This is a genomic window from Candidatus Phycosocius bacilliformis (genome assembly GCF_003112735.1).
In the GTDB taxonomy this organism is placed as follows: domain Bacteria; phylum Pseudomonadota; class Alphaproteobacteria; order Caulobacterales; family Aquidulcibacteraceae; genus Aquidulcibacter; species Aquidulcibacter bacilliformis.
In genome coordinates this window covers 183,431-206,131 of the sequence record NZ_BFBR01000001.1, presented here as the reverse complement: position 1 = coordinate 206,131, position 22,701 = coordinate 183,431, and the positions used below count along the sequence as shown (strand labels likewise).

Sequence of the window (22,701 nt, the reverse complement as noted above, 5' to 3'; positions counted from 1 at the left end):
ACCGTCCAACCCACAGGGGCCGTCGGAGGCAGGCCGCGAGCGGGAAAGGACAATTGTGTGAGCATTTTGCCAAAACAGCCGGGCTGGTGGTTTGAGGATATCATTGTTGGGCGCAGCTATGATTTCGGGGCCGCGAAGGTCACAGCCGATGATATTGCGCTGTTTCATGAGCGTTTTGCCCCCAATTTACCGCTAAAGGCCAGCGAGAAGGGCCGCGAAGGGGCGGGGCCTCGGGCGGCCGAAAGCCATGTCTATGCCTTGTGGCGGCGCATGCTGTGGGAAGAGACACGTGAATGGCCAGTGTTGCAGCGTTTGGGTCAGGATGCACTGCGCTATTATAAGGCGGTCTATGCCGGGGAGGAATTGTCGGTGCGCTTGACCTTTTTGGCGACCGAAGACCGCAATGACCGCGAAGGCGTGCTGACGGCCAGCCACGAAGTGCAGGATCAGGACGGTCTATTGGTGATGAGCGTGATGACACGCACCTTGATGGCCAAGCGACCACCCCGGGACTAGGCTGACGGCATCGGCAGGCGCGCGCCGTTTGGGCCGCGCGCACTTCTTCAATCCGTCCCGGTCACCCGGTCCCAGAAGCCTTTGGCCTTATCAAAAAAGCCCGTGTGTTCAGGGTGGCTCTTATCGCCGCATTCCCCGGCAAACTCGCGCAGCAATTCCTTCTGCTTGGCGGTTAAATTGCGGGGGGTTTCGACAAAGAGTTCAACATGCATGTCGCCGCGCAGGGCCGATTTAAGCGTCGTCATACCATGATGGCGCAGGCGGATGCGCCGCCCTGTTTGGCTGCCTTCAGGAATGTCGAGATCGGCTTTGCCGCCATCAATCGTCGGCACCTCGATCTTGCCGCCAAGAGCTGCGGTCGTCATCGTCACGGGGATGCGGCAATAAAGCGTCGGTCCATCGCGTTCAAACAAGTCATGCTTGCGCACGGACAGGAAGACGTAAAGATCGCCGCGCGGCCCGCCGCGCGCGCCCAATTCACCTTCGCCACTCAAGCGCACACGTGTGCCATCTTCAACCCCGGCCGGAATGGCGACCGATAGCGTGCGCTCAACTTGTTTGGTGCCATGGCCGTGACAGGCCTTGCAGGGTTTTTTGATCACCGTGCCGCGCCCATGGCAGGTCGGGCAGGTGCGCTGCATCATAAAGAAGCCTTGTTGGGCGCGGACCTGGCCGCTGCCATTACAAGTCGGGCAGGTTTCAGGCCGAGTTCCAGGCTCTGCCCCACTGCCGTCGCACACCTCACAGACCTGATTGGTCGGGATGGTGATTTCGGCATCCTTGCCGCGGAAGGCCTCTTCCAGCGTGATCTCGTAATCATAGCGTAGGTCTGCGCCGCGCGCGGGGCCTGCACGTTGTTGACGCCGGCCACCGCCGAAGACTTCGCCGAAGATATCGCCAAAGACGCTCTCAAAAATGTCGCCAGCATCGCCGTGGAAGCCACCGCCACCCCCGCCCATGCCCCCGTTCAGGCCGGCCTTGCCATAGCGGTCATAGACAGCCCGCTTCTGGGGATCGGACAAAGCGGCATAAGCCTCGTTGATGTCTTTAAACTTGGCTTCGGCATCCGCATTGCCAGGATTGCGGTCGGGATGCCACTGCATCGCCTTTTTGCGATAGGCACTTTTCAGCGTGGCCTCATCCGCATCGCGGGCCACGCCCAGAAGATCGTAATAATCGTCGCTCATGGAATCCCCGATTGGCGGGCGCACAGCTTACGGGCCGACCTTCATCAGGTCGGCCCGCAACCGTCTGGCTCGATTACTTCTTGTTGTCGCTGACGTCTTCGAAATCAGCATCCACCACATCATCGTCACCGGCATCCTTCTTGGCGTCGGCTTCGGCGGCATTGGCTTGCTGTTCGGCATACATGGCTTCGCCAATCTTCATGGCAGCCTGCATCAGGGTTTGGGTCTTGGCTTGAATGTCGGCAACATCATCGCCCGTCACCGCTTCCTTGGTGGCGGCAAGTGCGGCCTCGATCGCTTCGCGGTCAGCCGTTTCAAGCTTGCTGCCAAACTCACCCAATTGCTTTTCCACCATATGGATTGAGCTTTCAGCGCCATTCTTGGCTTCCACCAGATCGCGCTTCTTCTTGTCGGCCTCGGCATTGGCTTCGGCGTCCTTGATCATTTGCTCAATGTCGGCATCCGACAGACCACCATTGGCCTGAATACGGATCGACTGTTCCTTATTGGTTGCCTTGTCCTTGGCCGACACCGACACAATGCCATTGGCGTCGATGTCGAAGGTCACTTCAATCTGTGGCACGCCGCTGGGTGCAGGCGGAATGCCCACGAGGTCGAACTGGCCGAGCGACTTGTTGTCGGCTGCCATATCGCGTTCACCTTGGAAGACCCGGATGGTCACGGCCGACTGATTATCATCAGCGGTCGAGAACACTTGGCTCTTCTTGGTTGGGATAGTGGTGTTGCGTTCAATCAGACGGGTGAAAATGCCACCCTTGGTCTCGATACCCAGCGACAGCGGGGTGACGTCCAACAGCAGCACGTCTTTGACGTCGCCCTGCAGCACGCCTGCTTGGATCGCAGCACCAAGTGCCACCACTTCGTCAGGGTTCACACCCTTGTGTGGCTCTTTGCCGAAGAATTGCTTCACGGCTTCCTGCACTTTTGGCATGCGGGTCATGCCGCCAACCAGAACCACTTCATCAATGTCCGACGCCGTCAGACCGGCATCTTTCAAGGCAGCCTTGCAAGGCTCGATCGTGCGGCTGATCAGATCATCAACCAAGGCCTCAAGTTTGGAGCGGGTCAGCTTCAGATTGAGGTGAAGCGGGCCGGTTGCATCCATGGTGATGAAGGGCAGGTTCACTTCATATTGCGCGGTGGTCGACAATTCCTTCTTGGCCTTTTCAGCCTCCTCCTTCAGGCGCTGCAGGGCCAGCTTGTCATTGCGCAGGTCGACGCTTTTTTCCTTTTTGAACTCGTCGGCCAGATAGTCGACGATGCGCATGTCAAAGTCTTCCCCGCCAAGGAACGTGTCGCCATTGGTCGAGCGCACTTCAAACACGCCATCACCGATTTCCAGGATCGAGACGTCAAACGTCCCGCCACCCAAGTCATAGACGGCGATGGTCCGGTTTCCGCCCTTGTCCATGCCGTAAGCCAAAGCCGCAGCCGTTGGCTCGTTGATGATGCGCAGCACTTCCAGACCGGCAATCTTGCCAGCATCCTTAGTGGCCTGACGCTGGGCGTCGTTGAAATAGGCCGGCACGGTGATCACCGCTTGGGTTACGGTCTCGCCCAGATAGGCTTCCGCGGTTTCCTTCATTTTGGTGAGGATCATGGCCGAGATTTCCGACGGGCTGTAATCCTTGTCGCGACCGGTCACATAGGCATCGCCATTGGGGCCTTGGGTGATCTTGTAGGGAACCAGCCCAATATCCTTCTTGACCATTGGGTCACCGAATGGCCGACCGACGAGGCGCTTAATCGCAAAGAAGGTCTGTTCAGGATTGGTGACGGCCTGACGACGGGCAGGTTGGCCGATCAGACGTTCCCCATCAGCGGCAAACGCCACAACCGACGGCGTGGTGCGTGCCCCTTCGGAGTTTTCGATCACTTTGGCGTTTTTGCCATCCATGATGGCCACGCAGGAATTGGTCGTTCCCAGGTCGATACCGATGACTTTGCTCATGTTCCTCAAGTCCCTTAAAAGCGGACACCGTCTCTTTTGTCCCCACATTGGAAGCCCAGAAGGACGGCTCTGTTGGTGTGCCAGTAAAATGCCCGTGTTCGGGCGCTGAGGCTCATATGGTGTCGCTCGTTTGGACCGCAAGGCTAGAAGGTGAAATGCTTGGGTAGCCAATTACATTCGGGTTTTGACTTCCATCCCGGCTATCTGGATCGGGCAGAACAGGAGGCGCTGTTGGCGACCCTTCAGCCTTTGATACAAGCCGCCCCATTCTTTCGCCCCACCATGCCCAAGACCGGTAAAACCTTCAGCGTTGAGATGACCAATCTGGGGTCGCTTGGCTGGGTATCGGACCGCGAGGGCGGCTATCGCTATCAGGCGACCCATCCGGTTACGGGGCTGCCTTGGCCGCAGATTCCCGACATGCTGCTCACCCTATGGCGACAGGTCGCCAATTATCCGATCCTGCCAGAAGCCTGCTTGGTCAATCTGTATCGGGTGGGTGCGAAAATGGGTCTGCATGTCGATGGCGATGAACGCGACCCTAAAGCGCCTGTGGTCTCGGTGTCCTTGGGGGATCAGGCCATCTTCCGCTTGGGTGGACCGCAAAGAGGTGGGCCAACCACGTCGCTTAAACTGTCTTCAGGTGATGTCGTGGTGCTGGGCGGTGCCTCGCGGCATTTCTACCACGGCATTGATCGGGTGCTGTCTGGCTCGTCCAGTCTGATACCCGGCGGCGGACGGATCAATCTGACGATGCGGGTGGTGGGTTAGGATCCCCTCAATCCCCACCCCGCTCTGCCGCTAGATAGTCGCGCGAGCGCATTTCATAGAGGCGGGAAGCGGTGCGTTCAAACTCAAAGGCTTGGTCGCCTGTGCCATAGAGGCGGTCGGGTTCAGCCTCGGCACTCATGATCAATTTGGTCTTGTTCTCGTAAAGTGCGTCAATCAGGGTGCGGAAGCGGGCGGCTTCATTGCGCTTTTCAGGTCCCATGATCGGAACCCCATCCAACAGCAATGTCTCAAACCGCTTGGCAAGCGCCAGATAATCGCTGGCTCCAAGGGCTGCGACACACAAATCCTCAAAGCTCATGCGCGCACAGCCTGCAGCCGCGCGCGCGATCTTCACCTCCCGCCCCGCAACGGTCAACGTGGTCGGGCGGGGTTGCGCGCCTTGGGTCAACATATTCCATGCCTGGTCCATCGCGGCAAAGGCGCGGCCATCAAGCGGGGTGTGATAGACGGGCTGGCTTTCAAGTCGCGCAAGGCGATAGTCACGCTGGCCATCCAAGGCGTGCAGCTCCAGCTTTTCTTCCAGCATGGCGATGAAGGGCAAGAAGAGTTGGCGGTTGATGCCATTCTTATAGAGGTCGCGCGGGTGGCGGTTTGAGGTGGCGACCACGACAACTTGGCGCATCCACAATTGTTCAAACAAGCGGCCAAGGATCATGGCGTCGGCAATATCGGTCACTTGGAATTCGTCAAAGCATAAGAGCCAAGCTTCAGTGGCGATGGCCTTGGCAACCGGCGGGATCGGATCATCGCCCGCCCCTTTGACAAAATGGGGTTGTTGTTTGCGCTCTTGGGCGCTCATCGCCCGCCACGCATTCACGCCAGTATGCACCTCGGCCATGAATTCATGAAAATGCACGCGCCGCTTCTTTTCAACCGGGGCAACCTCAAAGAAGAGGTCCATCAGCATGCTTTTGCCGCCCCCCCCCCCGCCGTAGAGATAAATCCCCTCAGGCGCAGGCTCTGGCCTGCCGAACAAAAAGCGCGCTTTACCGGGCCGCCAGTCCTTGAGGCGGTTCTGCAAGATGCCCAACAATTCGACCGCCGCCGCTTGGGCGGGATCGAACTTGATCAAGCCTTGCTCGGCCTTTTGGCGATAGAGGGTGGTAATCATGGGGAAGGCGCAACTCGATTACCTCCCCTCGCCCCCTTGGGGGAGAGGGGACGGGGGTGAGGGGGGTGATTTAGTAGCCATATGCTCGAAGCATGAGTGTGGGCCGCAGCGACCCCCTCACCCCAACCCCTCTCCCCCAAAAGGGGCGAGGGGCTTTGTCTGCTCGCGCCGTCTCCCACCTTCATTTCATCGTCGGGATGACAAATTCTGCGGCACCTGCGCCTTCGGGCCAGCGGGCGGTGACGGTTTTGACTTTGGTGAAGAAGCGCACGCCCTCGGTGCCATGTTGGTTCGCATCGCCAAAGGCAGAGCGTTTCCAGCCACCAAAGCTGTGATAGGCCAAGGGCACGGGAATGGGCACATTGATGCCCACCATGCCGACTTCAACGCGGCTGGCGAATTCGCGCGCGGCGCGGCCATTGCGGGTATAGATGGCGGTGCCATTGCCATATTGGTGCGCATTAGGCAGGGCAATTGCGCTGTCAAAATCCTCTGCCCGCGCGATTTGCAAGACAGGCCCGAAGATTTCGGTCTTATAGCTCTCCATCGTGGGTGTAACCCGGTCGATCAGCGAGCCGCCCAGATAAAAGCCATCTTCATAGCCTTGGAACGAAACTGTGCGGCCATCGACCACCAGCTCTGCGCCTTCCTGCACCGATTTGTCGATCCAATTAATGACATTCTGGCGGTGTTCGCGGCTGATCAGCGGACCGTAATCGACCTCAGGGTCAAGGCTTGGGCCAACCTTGAGGGCTTCGACGCGGGGCTTCAGACGGGCAATTAGGGCGTCTGCCACTTTGTCGGTCACAGGCACAGCCACCGAAATCGCCATACAGCGCTCGCCCGCACTGCCATAGCCTGCGCCGATAAGGTCATTGGTCACTTGGTCGAGGTCAGCGTCCGGCAGGATGATGGCATGGTTCTTCGCCCCACCCATGGCTTGGACGCGCTTTCCATAGGTGGCACCCTTGGCATAAATATATTCTGCCACCGCCGAGGAGCCGACAAAGCTGACAGCCTTGACGTCTGGATGTTCAAGAATGGCATCGACGACGACTTTGTCGCCATTGACCACCTGATAAATGCCATCGGGCAGCCCGGCTTCCTTCAACAATTCACCCAGCCGGATCGGCACCGATGGGTCCTTCTCGGACGGCTTACAGATAAAGGCATTGCCGCAGGCAATGGCCACGCCAAACATCCACATCGGGATCATGGCAGGGAAGTTGAACGGGGTAATGCCTGCCACCACGCCAAGCGGCTGGCGCATGGAATACATATCAATGCCGGGGCCGGCACCTTCGGTAAACTCCCCCTTCAATAAATGCGGGATGCCGCAGGCAAATTCGATCACCTCAAGGCCGCGTTGGATGTCGCCCTTGGCATCCGCGACCGTCTTGCCATGCTCGGACGACAACAGGCGGGCCAAATCCTCCATATCGCGTTCCAAGAGGGCCTTGAAGGCAAACATCACCCGCGCGCGCTTTTGGGGATTGGTGGCAGCCCAAGCCGGTTGGGCAGCTTTGGCACCCGCCACCGCCTCAGCCAGAAAGTCCGCCGAAGCCAATTCGACCAGCGCTTGGACCTTGCCCGTGGAAGGATCATACACATTCTGGAAGCGGCCGGTCTGGGCCTTCTTCGACTGACCGTCAATGAAATGATGGATTTCGCGCATGATCCTGCCCTCAAACATCGGCCGATCTCTCTGTCGGCACTGCTTGCTTTTGCCTTAGCCTGTGACAGCACAGAGATAAACAGTGTTGTAACAGGCTCCGCCGGGATGTCGTCCCCGATGGCAGGAAACCGACCTATCACCCCTTGTCATTATGGGTGCCATCATGGCAGCTTCCACGCATCGACCCGGCTGAGGCGATGGATGTTTGGATGCAGCAGCAGCGCGCTTTCGATGATAAGCACATCATCGACATTTTGATCGAAGAACGCGCGCCAACGCTGGCGGGCTCGATCCTGTGGCCAGCATTGCGGGCGATCCTCTACAAGCTCTTGGACTATCCCCAAGCGGTGGCAATGGCTGACCAGATCGCGCCCTTAGCTGGCCTGCCAGCTTTGGAAGCTGTCTCGGAATTGCTGCGTGTGCAGCTTCGTGTCAGTGGCCTTGATCACATTCCCCGAACAGGCCGTTGCGTCATCATTGCCAATCATCCAACCGGTATTGCTGATGGGATTGCAGCCTGGGACGCGATCAAGCCAGTCCGGCCTGACCTTGTTTTCTATGCCAATGCCGATGCCCATCGGGTCGCGCCCGGCCTGATTGACGTATTGATCCCGGTTGAATGGGAAGAGCATAAGCGGACGCGGGAAAAAACGCGTGACACCCTGCGCCTGACCCAAGCGGCATTTGACGCCGAACGGGCACTTTTCATTTTTCCAGCCGGCAGGCTTGCCCGTTTTGATCAGGGCGAATTGCGCGACCCGGATTGGATGAGTTCGGCGGTCTCACTGGCGCGCAAAAACAATGCCCCCCTCATTCCTATTCACATGTCTGGACCCTTCAGCCTTTGGTTTCACGTGTTTGACCGCATGTCGAAGGAATTGCGCGACATCACTTTGTTCAAGGAATTGTTGAACAAGAAAGAGCAGATGTTCACGCTGCGGGCCGGTCCTGCGATCAGCCCAGAGTTTCTGGTGGGCGATACCAATATGCTCACCCAACAGCTCAAAGCCCATATTGAAGAGGTGATGGCTCACGACCCGTCTCACCCATTTAATCCGCTGCAGCCTCAGCCCCTGCCACAGCCAACTGGCGGTCTGGGCGCACCGGCTGGGTGATGCACTCAGCGCCTTGGCTTTCAATGTCTGCCATAACAGGCTAGTTTGTTCTGGTTATGAAATTCCTTGATCAGGCAAAAATCTACATTCGCTCCGGCGATGGCGGCAATGGCGCGGCTTCGTTCCGGCGCGAGAAATATATTGAACTCGGTGGCCCTGACGGCGGCGATGGTGGTCGGGGTGGCGATGTGATCGCCGAGGCGGTCGATGGCCTCAACACGCTGATTGATTATCGCTATCTGCAGCATTTCAAGGCCGAACGCGGCCAGAATGGCATGGGCCGCCAACGCCATGGCGCTTCGGCCCCCGACCTCATTTTGAAAGTGCCTGTCGGTACCCAGATTTTGGAAGAGGATCGCGAAACACTGATCGCTGATCTCTCCAAGCTCGGTGATCGGGTTGTCTTGGCGCGCGGTGGCAATGGCGGCTGGGGCAATCTGCATTTCAAAAGCTCGGTCAACCAAGCCCCAGAACGGGCCAATCGCGGTTTGGAGGGCGAGGAAAAGCTGATCTGGCTGCGCCTGAAATTGATTGCCGATGCGGGCTTGGTTGGGCTGCCCAATGCTGGCAAGTCCACATTTTTGGCGGCTGTCTCCTCAGCCAATCCTAAAGTCGCAGCCTATCCCTTTACGACCCTGCACCCCAATTTGGGGGTGGTGACTTTGGGCGGTGATACACGCTTCATCCTAGCGGACATTCCCGGCCTGATTGAGGGCGCGGCAGAGGGTGCCGGCCTCGGCACCCGCTTTTTGGGCCATGTTGAGCGGTGTGCAGCCTTGTTGCACCTGATTGATGGCACCGAAGAGGATGTTGTGGCCGCTTATCGGACGGTGCGCGGCGAGCTTGAGGCCTATGGCCATGACTTGACTGACAAGCCTGAAATCATCGCGCTCAACAAGATTGATGCTCTGACCCCGGATGTCGTCGCCGAAAAGCGGGCGGCTTTGAGTGCCGCAGCCGGGCGGACGGTTCTGGCCATTTCTGGTGTCTCACAATCGGGTGTGCGCGGGGCTTTGGGCTTGGTGTGGCGCGAGATTGCCAAGGCGCGCGGTATCTTGGAGCCTGATGTGCAAGACAGTGATGGGCAGGGTGAGCCGATGCTCGACGGCTCGGAGGGTGGTTGGACTCCATGACGCTTGAGGCTTTGGGGCGGGCCAAACGCATTGTCTTGAAGTTTGGTTCATCTCTGATCATCGATCCTGTCAGTGGCGAGGCGCGCAGCTCATGGCTTGCCAGTGTGGCGGCTGATGTCGTGAAGGCCCGTTTGGCAGGCCAACATATTGTCATTGTTTCATCCGGCGCGGTGGCTTTGGGGCGGGGCGCTTTGGGCCTACCACCCGGCAAACTTAAACTTGAAGAAAAGCAGGCTGCTGCCGCGGCAGGCCAGGTCCGCCTGATGGCGGCATGGGGTGAGGCCTTCGCCCCGCACAAAACCGCAGTGGCTCAGGCTTTGGTGACGCCAGATGATACCGAGCGTCGACGGCGCTGGCTCAATGCCCGCGCCACACTGGACACACTGCTGGCCTGTGGGGCGGTGCCGGTCGTCAATGAGAATGACACGGTGGCCACCGATGAGCTGCGTTATGGCGATAATGATCGCCTCGCCGCACGTGTGGCCCAGATGGTGGGGGCTGATGCCCTGATCCTGTTTTCCGATGTCGACGGCCTTTATGACGCCGACCCGCGCGATAACCCCAAGGCCCGCCATATTGGCGAGGTTCGCGATATCAGCCCGGCGATAGACGCCATGGCAGGGGGCATTAATCAAAAGGCGGGTGTCGGGTCTGGTGGCATGCGGACCAAGATTGAGGCGGCCCGCATCGCCACTGCGGCAGGCTGTGCCGTGGCCATTACAGATGGGCTGGCCGATCATCCATTTGGTCGACTGATCGCAGGCGGCCGGGCCAGCTGGTTCATTCCCGCCGCTGACCGTGAAAGTGCGCGGCGGGCTTGGCTTGGCCATAGCCTCAACCCAGCAGGCAGTTTCTGCATTGATGCAGGTGCGGCAAAGGCGCTGAAGGCTGGTGCCAGCCTGTTGCCGATTGGCGTCAGAACCGTTGAAGGCCAGTTTGAACGCGGCGACGCCATTGCCATCAAGGATGACCATGGCCGCATTCTGGCCCATGGCATTTCGGCTTATTCGTCGTCGGATGCGCAGCAAATCTTGGGGCGGCATAGCGACGAGATTGAGGACATTTTAGGCTATGCGGGTCGGCCTGCCTTGGTGCACCGCGACGACCTGGTCTTGAGCTAGAGCCGGCTTGGTTTCAACAGCGCCAAAGAAGCCCTCTGGCCTGTGGCCTTACATGTCACGCCGCCCAGTGCTTCTCATGAAGCTCCCGATCAATAACGACCGCGAAATCTTGTTTGGTCAAAACAGGTGCCTCACCGCCCGTGGCCGCCTTGCCGACCTTGCGGGCGACATAGCGCTTGAGTTGCCCATCAGCCCGGATCCGCGTGAGCCGCTTGAGATATTGGATTTGAGCCGGTGTTGGCCGACTGACAGCCGGCAAAGCGGCCACACCATCGGTAGCTGAGTCACGCTTAAGCGACGTGGTCTGCCCAGCAGCGCGTGTTTGGCGGCCTTTTGCCTCCAAAACTGGCAAGAATGACAATTGCATGGCTGTTCCTTTCTGGTCGAGCTGCGCCATATACGAACAAGATAAGAACATTTTGATCGAATTGCAAGAAAAATCGCGGTTTTGCGCGGCTTGATACGTCCGACTATGACGCTTTGAGGTGGATTTTGTGTTTGCGTGCGCAGTTTTCGTGTTTAGGTGACCTTGTGTGGCGCTGCCAATTGGGCCTTAAGTGTCATGTCGCACGCATAAATTGGCGTTCAGGAGCACAGATGAACGAGCATATGATTGCCGGTCAGGATGGGGTGAAAACATATGTCGCCGACTTTGACCCTGTGGGGGCCTATACGGGTCCGCCTGTCTTGTGCTTGCATGGCCTGACCCGCAATCACAAGGATTTTCAAGGTGTGATTGAGCCGATCCGGCGCATGGGTCGTCGGGTGCTGGCTCTTGATATCCGCGGGCGGGGACGCTCTGACTGGGACCCCAATCCTGCCAATTATACACCGCTGATCTACGCCCAGGATGTGTTGAACATCCTCAATCGGCTGGGTCTGAAGCGGGCTGTCTTTCTGGGTACCAGCATGGGGGGCATCATCACCATGCTGGTTGCCGCCTTTTCACCGGCCACAGTTGCGGGCGCAATTTTGAATGATATCGGCCCTGAAGTTGATCCTGTCGGTATCCAGCGCATCCAGTCCTATGTCGGCAAAATCGGTAAAGCCAGCAGCTGGGATGAAGCAGCCCGGATGATCGCCTCAATCGGAGAACAGGCTTTTCCAGGGCGCAGCGCAGACTTCTGGCTCGATTTCGCCCACAAGACCTGTATCGAAACCGCTGATGGTATTGTGTTTGACTATGATCCAGCGATCGCCCAAGTCGCAGGGGCAGGTGACCCCGCGGCGATTCCCACCTTGTGGGAGCCGTTTGCCGCCCTAAACCCGATCCCCACCGCCGTAATCCGGGGTGCACTCTCTGACCTGTTATCTGTCGACATTGTCGCGCGGATGAAACAGGCAAAGCCCGATTTGATTACGGTGGAAGTTCCAGAGGTCGGCCATGCGCCTACCCTCGAGGAACCTGAAGCTTGGACCGCGATCGAGGCCATTATTCGCCAGACGCGCTGACTGTCCTGATCAATTGACACGATCTGTGCAGATTTGTGTCAAGAAGCCCCATTCTGTAAACATATATGTAACCTCTCGCCATGTAGGATTGGTACGTCGAATCAAGAGCGTGCCAAATCTATCGAGACAGGCTCGATAGCCGTACTTGACCGCAGCGAGCCGTGGAGAGGTGTTATGTTGTCTGGGCTGAATAAGGTCGCCATTTCTAAAAAGTTGCCGATGGTCATAGCAGGCCTCGCGGCACTTGCCGCAGCCTTGACGGGGGGCGCGGCCTATCTCAACTCGCAGAGCAACATCAATTCGGAGACCCAGGCTGGTCTCGCAGCAACCGCTCAATCTCGTGCGGAGGCCGCTAAGGCTTTCTTTGAGACCTCTGGTGCGCAAGCCAAAGAACTGGGTTCAAGCGCGATTATCTCATCCGCCCTTGACCGCTTCAGCGCCGCCTACAGCGAGTTGGGCCCAAATGCTGAAGCCGTTCTTCAGGCCACCTATATTGACCAGAACCCAAATCCACTGGGTCAAAAGGAAAAGTGGGACGCGGCTAACAATGGCACCGCCTATGATGCCGTCCACCGCGAGCTGCACCCATGGCTGCGCAACATCCTGCGCACCAATGACTTTTACGACATCTTCCTGTTCGATTCCCAAGGCCGCAACGTCTATACCGTGTTCAAAGAACGCGACTTTGCCACCCAGCTTGCAAGCGGCAAGTGGAAGGATTCAGGTCTTGGCGTCTTGGTACGCGACGTGATTAGCGCTGGTCCGAGTGCTGAGCCGAAAGTGGCTGATTTCAAGCCTTATGCGCCATCGGCCGATGTGCCAGCCGGCTTTATCGCCGTTCCCATCAAAGGGGCTGATGGCCAGTTGAAGGGCGTGTTTGCCATCCAATTGTCGATCAATAAGCTTGACGCGAGCATGAAGCCACAGCCTGCCAATGGCAAAACCGGCGAAAATACTTTGATCGGGGAAGATTTCCTTGTTCGCAACAATTCCCCCTTTGCCAAGGAACCAACCATTCTGAAGCAGAAGGTTGAAAATGATTTCGTCAAGCGCGCATTCGCGGGCGAAACCATCACAACCACCACCAAGGACGCCGATGGCAATGATGCCGTCACTGCCATGACGTCCTTCACCGCTTTGGGTGCTAAATTCGTGGTCAGCGCAGACAAAACCGTGGCTGAAGCCCGCGAGCCTCTGGTTGCCTTGCAGATCAATATTCTGCTGACCACCCTTGCCGCCATTGGTGCTGCGGTGGTTGCCGGGATCTTTTTCGCCAAGAGCCTGTCCAAGCCAATCTCGGATCTCACTGACACGATGAAGACCTTGGCTAACGGCGTCACCGATTTGGAAGTCCCCGGACGCGACCGGGAAGATGAGCTCGGTGCGATGGCTGAAGCGGTTGAAATTTTCCGCGAAAATGCGATCCAACGCATCGTCCTTGAAAAGGCTGCCAGCGAGGAAACCCAGGTTCAGATGCGCCGGGCTGAAGCCATTGCCTCTGCCACCAAGGCCTATGAGCAAGTTGCCGGGGACATGTTGCGCACCGTGGCTGCCGCCTCTGCCGAGCTTGAAGCAACCGCCCAAGCCATGACAGCAGCTGCGGACCGCACCAATATGATGGCCTCCAGCGTGGCAGCAGCCGCAGAAGAAAGCACTGTGAGTGCCTCCACGGCCGCAGGGTCCGCAGACAGCTTGACCACCTCCATCTCGACCATTCAGTCCAATGTGGCTGAATCGAGCTCTGTGGCGGTAGAGGCGGTTGCTCTATCCAGCGAAGCCCAAGGTGCGGTGACCGAATTGGCCACTTCGGCCCGCCGGATCGGCGAAGTGGTCGAATTGATCAAAGGCATCGCCGATCAGACCAACCTCTTGGCGCTGAACGCCACCATCGAAGCAGCCCGTGCCGGTGAGGCCGGTCGCGGCTTTGCCATCGTGGCCCAGGAAGTGAAGAATCTGGCCAGCCAGACTGGCAATGCCACCGAAGACATCGCCGCCCAGATTGGGGCGATCCAAGGTGCTGTTGATGGGGCTGTCGGCGCCATGGCGCGGATTGAAGCTGTGATCAGCCGGATCAACCAGAATGCAGACATGATTGGCCAGTCGGTCGACATGCAGGCCACAGTCACCCAGGAAATTGCCAGCGCCATTACCCAAGTGGCCGCTGCTTCCCAATCGGTGGCCACCGATGTGTCGCGGGTGACGGAGACGGCCGGTGAGACCGGGGCAGCTGCCAGCCAAGTTCTGGCCGCCAGCCGCGAATTGTCGATCCAAGCTGCCAAGCTCGACAAGGAAACCCAAGACTTCTTGGCCCGTGTCCGCGCTGCCTAAAGCATCGTGCTGAAAAGTGGGAACCGAGTGTCGCTCGAAGTAAAGCGACGTGTCAAAGCAGAGCGTGGCGGGGCAACCCAATAACACGTTGCGCTGCTCAGATCGGGTGTCCATCAGCTGATAAAAATCAGGGCCCGCCGGTGATCCGGCGGGCCCTTTTGCTCGTGGCGACCAAGCGGCCTCAATCAAGCCACATGAAGCTGTGCAGGACTGGTCAACGCAAGCTCATAGGTGAGGAAAGGCAAAGGGCCGTGGTCAGCCAGGCTGAAACGTTCAACCCGACCGGTGAGAACAAAGCCCAATCTTTCAAGCAAGGGACGACTGGTTGGATTGGCCTCTTGGGCGTCGGCTTCGATCCGGGTTAGAGCGGTGTGTCGTTCTGCCCAGCTAAGGACGCCTTGCAATGCCTCGCGTCCCAAGCCCTGTCCCCAATATTCTGGCAATAAGGCATAGCCCAGTCGGCCACAGCCAGGCCGGATCTCGCGCAGGCCAATCTGGCCGATCACATCGCCCTCGCCATTCTCAACAGCCCAGACAAATTCCTTGCCTTGGCTTTCCGACGCCCGGACCATCAAAATCATGGCACTGGCATGCAGGGGCGTGAATGGCTTGGGGATGGTGCACAAACCGCGCGCCACTTCGGGCCGATTGAGAAGGTCGGCCAGAGCGGCGCTATCCTCATGCTCAAGGGGCCGCAACAGCAGGCGCTGGGTCAGCAATGCAGGTGTCATGACCTCGGCCTCCGTTCATGCTCTGCAACATCCCGCCGCATCACCTGGGTGGGTGACACTTGCCCTGTGGCCAGCACAGGCAGATCGAGAATCGCATCGCGCTTGTAGAAGCCAAGTTTCTCAAGCACGTGACCAGATTGTGTATTTGTCGTGGCAAAACCTGCGACAAAAACTGTGACATCAAGGTCTGCAATGGCTGCCGCTAAGACGGCTTGGCCTGCCTCAGTCGCATAGCCCTTGCCCCAGTGCGGGAAGCCCAGCCAATAACCAAGCTCCCAAGCAAAACTGTCATCCAGCGTCATCCGGTCCATCCAGTGCAGACCCATGGCCCCCATGAACTCACCGTCCCGATCCGTGATGGCATAGACATAATCCTTGCCTCCGGCCCACAGATCGGCCTGCTTGCCAAGCCACTCGGTCCCATCCGCATGTGTATAGGGGTGGGGCATGCGCGACAGATTGGCCGACACGCGCAGATCATTGGCCAGACATACCATGGACTCAAGGTCCGTCATCTGCAGGGGGCGCAGGGTGAGGCGGCTGGTTTCAATCTGTTTGCGCATGGCAGGATCTCCAAAGGAAATCCCGCGCGGGGTGGGAGGAGACTGGCCCAAGCCATGATTCTCGAGAGGGGGTCTCAGGAGAAGGCTTGTCGAGGAACCGTCTGCATCAGGGCAGAATGCAAACGGGGGGCCGGTGATCCGGCCCCCCGCGCGGGAAATGGTCTGTCTGACCGGATCACCCCTTTTCAGGGAAGCGATCCGGAGTGGTCAGGACCGCCTTATTCTGCTGCTTCCGCAATCGGCATGACCGATACAAAGCATTTGTCGTCACGCTTGCGGGTGAATACGACTTTGCCATTGGCGGTCGCAAAAAGGGTGTGATCGCGGCCAAGGCCGACGTTCTCACCAGCAAAGAATTTGGTGCCGCGCTGACGCACGAGGATGTTGCCCGAGACAACCAACTCGTTGCCAAACTTCTTCACGCCGAGGCGCTTGGAGTGGGAATCGCGACCGTTACGTGACGAGCCGCCGGCTTTTTTATGTGCCATGTGTCAGTCTCCTCGACGCGATTAGGCGTTGACAGCAGTGATGTGGACGACACTGCCCCATTGGCGGTGCCCATTACGGCGGCGATAGGTCGACCGGCGGGTCTTCTTCATCACCATGACTTTGTCACCCTTGCGGGTTTCCAGCAGGGTTGCGGCCACTGTTGCGCCAGCCACCAAAGGGGCACCAACGGTCACGCCAGCTTCGCTGCCAACCATCAGCACATCGCTGAAAGTCACGGCGCTGCCTGCTTCGCCTTCCAATTTCTCAATCACAAGCTTGTCGCCTGCAGCGACTTTATATTGCTTGCCGCCAGTTTTGATCACCGCGAACATCGCGCTGTTCCTTGATAAGGGGCGAACGGACCAGACCGGGGATCGGGATGGGGTTCGCGACATAAACGAAATCGCCCGCCGTGACGGCGAGCGTTAGGGAGGGTGTCCATAAAGTCGGGCGCGACCGAAGTCAATTGAGAATGCTGAACTTCGCCGCCATTTACGGCACAAATCCAGCCTGTGGACCCGATGTGTCAGTCAAAGGCTTTGGGCAGGCGAGCCGCGGTCAGGCCCAATACGCGCGCTTGGCCGTTTTCAAGGGCAATGTCGAGGGGAGCACTGAGGCCCGCCACCGCAACTCCTTCGGGTTTCAAAGCACCCTCGCCACGGATGGAGCCCTGCCAATAGCCATCTGCCGATACTTTGAGGCTGCCTTGCCCTTTGGAGAATGACAGGGGCCCCCAAGCCAATTCGCCTGCCATTATGGTGAACGCCCCACCTGCGGCCGACCAATCACGTGCTGACCGCAACAGGGTCTGGCCTTGGCTGATAGGCCCGGTCAGGCGAACATGGTGAATCTTTGGGCCCAAAATGGCAGCAGGGCCTTCGGGCGTGCCCGCCAGAATCAGATCGCGCACATCCAGGGCAAGCGCCAAGCGGGTAATGTCCTTTGGATCAGCCACCAGATGAAACGCACCGACACCCGTCTGCCAGCCCGATGTATCGGCTGCATTGGCAGGACCCGCTTCCAGGCGGTTGAAGGTGATCGACAGGCGCGCCAATTGACCCTCTTTCAGCCGCAAGCTGGCCTTAAGGTCGCCTGCCGTCAATGGCCGCTGCGGACCGCCCGGCAATGTGAGACGGGGCTTTAGCGCGCCTTCCAGCGCCCACAGATTAAGGTTGAAAGGTGAGGCTGCCATCACAAGACTGGAGGCAGCAAATCCAAACCCATTGGCAGATGTGGCGGCAAAATCAGCCAATCTTACCTCAACCCGATAGGGAAAGCCGTTTATCTCGATCTTGCCAGGCTCAGTCTGAGGTAGCGCACGGGAAAGCTCGGCCTGCAAGCGTTGGGCGATGAGGTTCCAATACGTGACATAGCCCCCAAACACCAACGCACCAAAGCCAAGGGGAAGGATGAGGCCGCGGATCGACCCTGTTTTGGTCTCAGTCATTAGTCGCCACCACCATCACCGCCGTCACTGCTATCCCAGCCACCTTCTTCAGAGGCGCGATGGCGGACCTCCGTCTGCCGGGCCTCGTGGGCCTCATCCACCAGCTTTTGTGTCGCCTGTTCGATCTGGGCTTCGACTTGCGCCATGAATTCAGCCCGTTTCAGGCCCGGCGGGATCACCGGCAAAAACTCAAACACGGCCGTGCCTGGATAGCGCAAAATGCCCTTGGCGGGCCAAACCACCCCGGTATTCAGGGCCAGCGGTACGCAGGGCACTCCCAGCATCATATAAATGGCCGCCACCCCGGGCTTATAGTCGGGTTCTGCGCCGACAATCTGGCGCGTGCCTTCTGGGAAAATGATCAAGGGGCGGCCCTGTTCGAAGCGTTGCTTGGCTTGGGCCACCATCGCTTTGAGCGCACTCATATGGCCCGAGCGGTCAATCGCGATCAGACCGGCTTTGCGGCAATACCAGCCAAAGATCGGCAGGTTCAACAATTCCTGCTTGAGCACATAGACCGGCAAATGCGTGAACAAGGTCGGGACCACCGTGTCGAGCACGCTTTGATGTTTGGCGGCAATCATCACCGGGCCTTTGGGAAGATGTTCCAAGCCACGCACTTCATAAGTGATGCCACAAATCCACTTGGCCCCAAACACCATGACCCGCGCCCACACTTCCATCACCTTGGCCCCACCAAGAGGTGACAGAAAGACAAACGGCGCACCCAAAGTGCCGACAATCAACACGCTGCCCCACATCCAGAGCATGAAGATTAGTGACCGGATCAGGGTCATTCGTGCTATTCCTTGTGTGTGAGAGCCACTTGGCTCCAAACAATCTCGCTATCGCCTTCCAACAGGCCACGGCTGATGGCAACCAGATATTTGCCATATTCCAATGCCAGCGATCGGGTTGCGCGTTCATCCTTCCACCAGTCACGATCAAACGCAGCTGTGGTTTGCACAGGGTAGGGGATCAGCGTCACCTCGGGAATAGCCCTGCGCACTTCATAAAGGCTACGTGGCATATGATAGGCGTCCGTAATCAGGATCAGCCGCCGAATCCGATGTACCTTTACCCATTGAGCGGCTTCTTCGGCATTGCCCAATGTATCTGTGGCCCGACGCCCCAGATCGATACAGCAGGCATAGGTGGCTTCAGCACCCCCTGCGACAGCGCGCACTTCGGCTGTCGTGCTGGTCTGATTAACCCCAGAAATCAAAAGCCGGGGGACAGTGCCGTTCTCGACCAGCCGCACCCCGGCTTGCAGGCGTTGGTCTGACCCACCGGTCAACGCCGTGGCCCCATCGGCTTTCAAGGGTCCAGATGGGGTCTGCAAACGGCTGACATGATCACCAAATCGAACAAAGCCGATCAACAGAAGCAGGCCCCCGGTTAGGCTCAGAAGAAAGATCAGGCGTGACACCAAAGTCGATGAAGCAACCGGCACAGAGGCGCGTGATCCGGCCCGGCCTGACCGTCCATGACCGCGCCGGGCCATGTCACACCAAATCCCGCAGTGTCGCGCGTGCTGCCATATTGGCGGCGATGGCGCTGGCACTGCCGGTAATCATGGGGGCAATCAGCAGAATCCACACATCAGTCCAAGCCAACAGCGGCGCGCCGCTGGTAAAGTCTGAGGCCCCGAAGGCAAACACCAATGTACCGATCAAAGCCAAGACCCCCGCCACGCCAGCCCCGATCAATCCAGCCACAAATCCCAGCCGCAAAAAGCGGATCTGGACCTCACGGGCAACAAACGCGTCTTTCGCCCCGACCAGATGGAGAATATTGACGGCTTCGCGCCGTGTCTCCAGTGCTGCGCGGGCGGCAAAGGCGATGGTCGCAATTGCCGCCACCACCAGGGCAACCAAAGCCAGGATTGCCACGATCCGAACCAAGGTTGAGGTGCGCAGGACTTCCCCGGTAAAGCGGCTATGATCATCGACAGTGACAGTAAAACCTGCCGCCTTGAGCACACGTTCGATATCAGCTTTCACATTGGTCTGGCCTGCCACCACGCCGACTTCGATCAAGCGCGGCACAGGCAAAGCGTCGATCGTCGTGCTCATGTCGGTGCCATAATTGCGCAGCAACTCCTTGGCCCGATCCCGGCTCATGGCCTCGCTGCGGGTGACGCCGGCCACCCGCCCGACAATGGCAGCTGCCCGCGTCAGGTCTGCATCTCCGCGCGGGGATTGCACCACCACGCTCATGGCGCTCTTGAGGTCGCTGGTCCAGGTATCAGCCGCACGAAAACCTGCTGAAGCACTCAATCCCGCCAGACAGCCCAGCGCGCACATGATCGCTACCACAATGGTCAAAGGACGCACTTGGCGGGAATCCGCTGGCAGCAATGCCCGGTCTGATTCCCGGAACAGGCGCAGGAAAGAGGACCAGAGTTTACGCATCATCGCCGAGCCTTTGCCCCCGGCTCAAGCCCGGGAAACTGGGTGAGCTCGCCTGCTTCCAATTGCAGGACAGGCGCGCCTGAACGCCGCACAAGGTCTAGGTCGTGGGTGGCGATCACAACGGTGGCCCCCAATTTATGCAATTCGATGAACAGCCGGATGATGCGCGCGCCCATTTCCGGGTCGACGTTGCCGGTCGGCTCGTCTGCAATCAGCAAGGATGGTTTGCCAACCACCGCTCGGGCAATGGCAACCCGCTGTTGTTCGCCCCCCGACAGGGTCTCCGGCAACGCATCAATGCGCCCTCCCAAGCCAACCCAGCGTAACAGATCGTCGACATCCTCGGCATAATGGCTCAATGGCACATCGCGGACCCGGAAGGGCATGGCGACATTGTCAAACACCGACAGATGCGGCAGCAAACGGAAATCCTGAAACACCACACCGATCTGGCGGCGCAGCATTGGCAAATCGTCCCGACTTGCGCTGCCAATATCCACACCGAACAGTTGCGCCCGGCCCTGACTGGGCCGTAGCGCCAAATACATCAGCTTCAACAAAGTCGATTTACCGGCACCCGATGGCCCAGTTAGAAAATAGAACCCGCCACTCTCCAGCTCAAACGACACATTGCGCAGCGCTTGGGTGCCGGAGCCATAGGTGACACCGACTTTGTCAAAGCGGACGATGGGTCCACCGTCCCGGTAGCGCGGAGTGCGAGTTTTTTCATTCATGAGTAGACTCTGACAGCGAATAAGCGCTTTTTTATGGTTGCGCTAGCCAAGTGATTCGACTCTTTCATGCAACTGACATGCCCTCAATGCTCAGCGAAGTACAATGTCGCCGACGCGGCGATCCCGCCGTCTGGGCGCACCGTCCGCTGTGCGGCATGCGGACACTCCTGGTTGGCACGCCCTGCCGGGGCCATTCACTATGCCGACAAGTCTGGTTCTGATAGCGGATTGCGGCCTCGACCAGCTGCGTCAACCGCAAAAGCGGTAGACGCGGCAGCCAAAAAGGGTCTGTTGGCCAAATTGGGGCTGGGTAAACGCGCGCAAAAGCCAAAGCTTGAGCCTCATGAACTTGCCCGTAAGAAAGCGCTCGACCAGATCCGCAACACACATCGGCTTGCCGCCGGTATTCCTTGGCTGTTGAGCCTTGCAGTATTGGGCGGGGTCTTGGGTGCGGCGGTGATGTATCGTACCGACATTGTTCGGGCTTGGCCGAAGGCGGCAACGGCATTTTCCCTCATTGGTCTACCCGCCAATCTCTATGGCGTTGATATTGCCAATGTGACGGTAACCAGCACATTGGATGCAAAAGGGCCCAAGGTGGAAGTGCGCGGCGTCTTGAAGTCGGTGTCGCGGACGCCTGAATTCATCCCCTATTTGAAAGTTGCTTTGGTGGATGCCAAGGGAATTGAGAAACTGTCCTGGATGGTGGATCCTGGTATCGAGACCTTGCAGCCGGGTAAGTCACACGCCTTCATGAGTGCGCGCAGCAATCCCGTCCGTGGTAATCTTAAGGCTGTGATCATGTTTGCCGATCCTCCGCGCAAGGGTCCCAAACCCCCAGCGGCCCGCGCCTTACCAGCCGCAGACAAACCCCACGGCAAAGCTCCTGAGCCCATGCCCGCCGAAGGTGCAGGGCACGATCTGGCTCCGGGAGAGGAAATCGACAATCACGGCGCACCTTTGACATCGCGCTGACCGGCTCAGTTTGCGATCATACACAGCATTTAAAGGGAGAGGCACGGGTGACCACCCAATTGGATATTCTGGTCTCAGCGGCCCAGATTAATCAGCGCGTCGAGGAATTGACCGCCGAGATTGCTGATCGCCTGGATGAGGAGGCCGTCGTGATTGGCCTATTGCAGGGTGCTTTTGTGTTTATGGCGGATGTGGTCCGCGGTTTGGCCCGGCACGGCAAAACCCCGCGCACCGACTTTCTGTGGCTCTCAAGCTATGGCGACAGCCATGAAAGCGGCGGCCGCATCAATGTGCTGGCCGATCTGCAAAAGCCGATTGGCGGTCGTCAGGTACTGATTGTCGATGATGTGTATGACACCGGCCGCACCATCCTGTTTGCCAAATCCTACTTGGCCTCCAAAGGTGCGCGTGAGGTTTTAACCTGCCTGTTGGCCAGAAAGCCATTGGCAGCAGAATTGCCTGCCCCCGACTATCTGGGCTTTGACTTGCCCGATCGGTTTTTGGTGGGTTATGGGTTGGATGATGCAGGTCGCGGGCGCGGCTTGCCTGATATTTGTGCGGTTAAGACTTAGGGTCAGGACTTAGCGTCACTCGGCGGCTCTGCCGACGCATTTTTGAGCCGCGCCAAGATCTGCGGCCAGCGGACCGCGATCCACACCAATGACCACGCATTGCCTAAAAAGAAGACCGGGACGATCCATAAGAGGCGCGTCTTGAGATCGGTCTCGAGCAACCAGACAAAAGCGGCATAAATCAAAAAGCCAAGATAAAGGTCGATCAGAGACACCCGGCCCCAAGGCATGGCGGTTATCGCCCCAAACTCAGCGCCAAAGTCTCCGCGCCAACTGGCCCAGCCGACCAAGGCAACAAAGGCGGCGGCAAGAACAAGGGCGATCAGGCGAATGGGCTGGGTCATGACAGATGATTTAGCACGATTGCGCCGTAG

Annotated in this window: 23 protein-coding genes and 2 pseudogenes; 10 read left to right on the top strand and 15 right to left on the bottom strand. The window is 58.5% G+C overall.

The genetic code is table 11. The features are described 5' to 3' along the window. Positions 1–57 precede the first annotated feature (57 nt). Entirely contained in the window at positions 58–516 is a 459-nt protein-coding gene (locus PbB2_RS01115; protein WP_108983441.1) for a MaoC family dehydratase, read from the top strand. 47 nt (positions 517–563) lie between these two features. Here the strand turns inward: PbB2_RS01115 and dnaJ are convergent, their stop codons facing one another. Then, positions 564–1,703, bottom strand: coding sequence for a molecular chaperone DnaJ (dnaJ, locus tag PbB2_RS01110; protein ID WP_108983440.1), 1,140 nt, complete (start codon positions 1,701–1,703; stop codon positions 564–566). A gap of 73 nt (positions 1,704–1,776) precedes the next feature. Continuing rightward, complete coding sequence (gene dnaK, locus PbB2_RS01105) at positions 1,777–3,675, bottom strand: molecular chaperone DnaK (RefSeq protein ID WP_108983439.1); 1,899 nt, start codon at positions 3,673–3,675, stop codon at positions 1,777–1,779. Positions 3,676–3,834: 159 nt separating this feature from the next. On the opposite strand from dnaK, the gene PbB2_RS01100 reads away from it, so the two are divergent. Continuing rightward, positions 3,835–4,446 (top strand): alpha-ketoglutarate-dependent dioxygenase AlkB family protein, encoded by a 612-nt coding sequence (locus PbB2_RS01100; RefSeq protein WP_108983859.1) that lies wholly within the window; start codon positions 3,835–3,837, stop codon positions 4,444–4,446. A gap of 7 nt (positions 4,447–4,453) precedes the next feature. On the opposite strand, the gene zapE is transcribed toward PbB2_RS01100, so the two are convergent. Further along, complete coding sequence (gene zapE / locus PbB2_RS01095; protein ID WP_108983438.1) at positions 4,454–5,578, bottom strand: cell division protein ZapE; 1,125 nt, start codon at positions 5,576–5,578, stop codon at positions 4,454–4,456. A gap of 181 nt (positions 5,579–5,759) precedes the next feature. Continuing rightward, a complete protein-coding gene (locus PbB2_RS01090; protein ID WP_108983437.1) occupies positions 5,760–7,253 on the bottom strand; it encodes a CoA-acylating methylmalonate-semialdehyde dehydrogenase in 1,494 nt (497 codons plus the stop codon). Between the two features lie 155 nt (positions 7,254–7,408). Between PbB2_RS01090 and PbB2_RS01085 the strand changes: the two genes are divergently transcribed. Genes PbB2_RS01085 through proB form a run of 3 tightly spaced genes read left to right on the top strand, consistent with a single transcriptional unit; the run spans position 7,409 to position 10,622 of the window. Next, positions 7,409–8,368 carry a 1-acyl-sn-glycerol-3-phosphate acyltransferase gene (locus tag PbB2_RS01085; RefSeq protein WP_238164794.1) on the top strand — a complete coding sequence of 320 codons (960 nt, stop codon included), beginning with the start codon at positions 7,409–7,411 and terminating at the stop codon, positions 8,366–8,368. Between the two features lie 56 nt (positions 8,369–8,424). Further along, positions 8,425–9,501: a GTPase ObgE gene (gene obgE / locus PbB2_RS01080; RefSeq protein WP_108983435.1), complete on the top strand. Its 1,077-nt coding sequence runs from the start codon at positions 8,425–8,427 to the stop codon at positions 9,499–9,501. Then, entirely contained in the window at positions 9,489–10,622 is a 1,134-nt protein-coding gene (gene proB, locus PbB2_RS01075; RefSeq protein WP_420887444.1) for a glutamate 5-kinase, read from the top strand. The genes obgE and proB overlap by 13 nt, the downstream gene beginning before the upstream one ends. Positions 10,623–10,677: 55 nt before the next feature. Here the strand turns inward: proB and PbB2_RS01070 are convergent, their stop codons facing one another. After that, a complete protein-coding gene (locus PbB2_RS01070) occupies positions 10,678–11,019 on the bottom strand; it encodes a hypothetical protein (protein WP_108983433.1) in 342 nt (113 codons plus the stop codon). A gap of 200 nt (positions 11,020–11,219) precedes the next feature. On the opposite strand from PbB2_RS01070, the gene PbB2_RS01065 reads away from it, so the two are divergent. Both PbB2_RS01065 and PbB2_RS01060 read left to right on the top strand, forming a co-directional pair. Then, a complete protein-coding gene (locus tag PbB2_RS01065; protein WP_108983432.1) occupies positions 11,220–12,074 on the top strand; it encodes an alpha/beta fold hydrolase in 855 nt (284 codons plus the stop codon). Between the two features lie 219 nt (positions 12,075–12,293). Then, positions 12,294–14,402 (top strand): methyl-accepting chemotaxis protein, encoded by a 2,109-nt coding sequence (locus PbB2_RS01060; protein WP_192576096.1) that lies wholly within the window; start codon positions 12,294–12,296, stop codon positions 14,400–14,402. Between the two features lie 185 nt (positions 14,403–14,587). On the opposite strand, the gene PbB2_RS01055 is transcribed toward PbB2_RS01060, so the two are convergent. The 9 genes and pseudogenes from PbB2_RS01055 to ftsE form a co-directional block, all read right to left on the bottom strand. Further along, positions 14,588–15,133 carry a GNAT family N-acetyltransferase gene (locus PbB2_RS01055; RefSeq protein WP_108983430.1) on the bottom strand — a complete coding sequence of 182 codons (546 nt, stop codon included), beginning with the start codon at positions 15,131–15,133 and terminating at the stop codon, positions 14,588–14,590. Next, a complete protein-coding gene (locus tag PbB2_RS01050; RefSeq protein WP_108983429.1) occupies positions 15,130–15,696 on the bottom strand; it encodes a GNAT family N-acetyltransferase in 567 nt (188 codons plus the stop codon). The genes PbB2_RS01055 and PbB2_RS01050 overlap by 4 nt, the downstream gene beginning before the upstream one ends. Before the next feature lie 218 nt (positions 15,697–15,914). Further along, positions 15,915–16,184 (bottom strand): 50S ribosomal protein L27, encoded by a 270-nt coding sequence (gene rpmA / locus PbB2_RS01045; RefSeq protein WP_108983428.1) that lies wholly within the window; start codon positions 16,182–16,184, stop codon positions 15,915–15,917. Positions 16,185–16,214: 30 nt separating this feature from the next. After that, positions 16,215–16,517, bottom strand: a pseudogene (rplU, locus tag PbB2_RS01040) (50S ribosomal protein L21); the annotation flags it as partial. A gap of 194 nt (positions 16,518–16,711) precedes the next feature. Beyond that, the gene (locus PbB2_RS01035) at positions 16,712–17,632 is read right to left on the bottom strand and encodes a DUF2125 domain-containing protein (protein WP_108983426.1); all 921 of its coding nucleotides are present in this window, start codon (positions 17,630–17,632) and stop codon (positions 16,712–16,714) included. Next, positions 17,632–18,429, bottom strand: coding sequence for a lysophospholipid acyltransferase family protein (locus tag PbB2_RS01030; protein ID WP_108983425.1), 798 nt, complete (start codon positions 18,427–18,429; stop codon positions 17,632–17,634). The genes PbB2_RS01035 and PbB2_RS01030 overlap by 1 nt, the downstream gene beginning before the upstream one ends. Before the next feature lie 5 nt (positions 18,430–18,434). Continuing rightward, positions 18,435–19,136 (bottom strand): YdcF family protein, encoded by a 702-nt coding sequence (locus tag PbB2_RS01025; RefSeq protein ID WP_108983424.1) that lies wholly within the window; start codon positions 19,134–19,136, stop codon positions 18,435–18,437. Between the two features lies 1 nt (position 19,137). Continuing rightward, a complete protein-coding gene (locus tag PbB2_RS01020) occupies positions 19,138–20,049 on the bottom strand; it encodes a cell division protein FtsX (RefSeq protein ID WP_108983423.1) in 912 nt (303 codons plus the stop codon). After that, positions 20,046–20,780 carry a cell division ATP-binding protein FtsE gene (gene ftsE / locus PbB2_RS01015; RefSeq protein ID WP_108983422.1) on the bottom strand — a complete coding sequence of 245 codons (735 nt, stop codon included), beginning with the start codon at positions 20,778–20,780 and terminating at the stop codon, positions 20,046–20,048. Before ftsE ends, PbB2_RS01020 begins: the two co-directional genes overlap by 4 nt. A 66-nt stretch (positions 20,781–20,846) precedes the next feature. Between ftsE and PbB2_RS16435 the strand changes: the two are divergent. The 3 genes and pseudogenes from PbB2_RS16435 to PbB2_RS01005 all read left to right on the top strand — a co-directional run. Next, positions 20,847–20,945: pseudogene (locus PbB2_RS16435) on the top strand (zinc-ribbon domain-containing protein); the annotation flags it as partial. Positions 20,946–20,951: 6 nt separating this feature from the next. After that, entirely contained in the window at positions 20,952–21,755 is an 804-nt protein-coding gene (locus PbB2_RS01010) for a DUF3426 domain-containing protein (protein WP_238164793.1), read from the top strand. 47 nt (positions 21,756–21,802) lie between these two features. Beyond that, on the top strand, positions 21,803–22,327 hold the full coding sequence (locus PbB2_RS01005; RefSeq protein ID WP_108983420.1) for a phosphoribosyltransferase: 525 nt from the start codon (positions 21,803–21,805) through the stop codon (positions 22,325–22,327). Between the two features lie 2 nt (positions 22,328–22,329). Here the strand turns inward: PbB2_RS01005 and PbB2_RS01000 are convergent, their stop codons facing one another. Continuing rightward, on the bottom strand, positions 22,330–22,671 hold the full coding sequence (locus PbB2_RS01000) for a hypothetical protein (protein ID WP_108983419.1): 342 nt from the start codon (positions 22,669–22,671) through the stop codon (positions 22,330–22,332). Positions 22,672–22,701 lie beyond the last annotated feature (30 nt).